Annotated in this window: 1 protein-coding gene and 1 pseudogene; both read left to right on the top strand. The window is 38.7% G+C overall.

Annotated elements, in window-relative coordinates:
* The first annotated feature begins 254 nt into the window (after positions 1-254).
* Positions 255-425 (top strand): hypothetical protein, encoded by a 171-nt coding sequence (locus AC1DUW_RS30130; RefSeq protein WP_477644355.1) that lies wholly within the window; start codon positions 255-257, stop codon positions 423-425.
* Between the two features lie 190 nt (positions 426-615).
* A pseudogene (locus AC1DUW_RS30125) lies at positions 616-1,069 on the top strand (hypothetical protein); the annotation flags it as partial.

Below are 1,069 nucleotides of genomic sequence, written 5' to 3'. Positions count from 1 at the left end.
GATTAAGGATGGCAAGATCGTCGCCAAGGAAAATGTCGAGGACCTCCGCGAAAGTAGTGGGAAATCGGTGGTCGGGTGGCTGAAGGGACATCATAGGTAAATTGTATGACTCCAAATTAGTATTTGGAGTTTTTTTTATTGTGAAAAAACGTATTGGTTACTATAAAGGGGAAATATCAGCATCTTAAAAAAAAACCAAGAGAATGCATCGAATAATAAAGGAAAGACCGATACCGTGAAAGTGAGTAGTTAAGGTGAACAACTCAAAAGGGAGTGTGTTTGCTAAATTAACGGGAAAGGGGAAAAGAGTGACATCTTCCATTAAGCAAGTCGGTAAAAAATCAGGAAAGGTCTATGTGACAGTTACAAAATCCGGGCAAAAGGAAAGTGCCCGTGTGCTAATTTCATATATGAAGGAAAAATAATAATGTAGCTTCGGAAAAGTTTCCGAGGTTTTTTTTGATTGCATGGAGAAAAGCCCTTGCATCTTTTATGGGGGAACGAGGATTTACTTTAAAATGGGTGATTAGCAAAGTCCCTATTAGAAAGAAGGCGCATATATATGCAGTACGGATATCATTAAAGTATAAATAACTATTGGAGGCTAAAGGAAAAATGGCAGAGACTGTTAATTTACCGTACCTTGAAGCTTTGAAAGGTAAATTTGTGAAGGTGTTTAAAGGCGGGCCGGATTCTAGAGAAGGCAAGCTATTAGAAGTGAAGGACGATTATATTGTTCTTCAAACAGAAGATAATCAATTAGTTTATTATGCCAGTCAGTATTTGAAAATGGTAATCGGGCAAGCGAAAAAAGCCAGTGTTGATGTATTACCGGTAGATGAAGCGCGTGTTTTTCCAAATACTTATTTGGGATTATTGGAAACACTTGTCGCTAGCTCCATTAAAGTGAATGGTGGAGGGCCGGAATCAAAGATTGGCCGGGTTTTAGATGCAAAAGAGGAGTTTTTAGTGTTATCCACCGAGAAGGACGGGCTTGTCGTATTCCCGTTTTCAAACGTTAAAAATGTAACCATCTTGGAAAGCCAATCTAATGATGATTCATCTGAGG

The organism is Peribacillus sp. P4_C12 (genome assembly GCF_056402095.1).
Note: the sequence above shows the minus strand (reverse complement) of the source record. Positions and strands in the feature narration are given on the sequence as shown.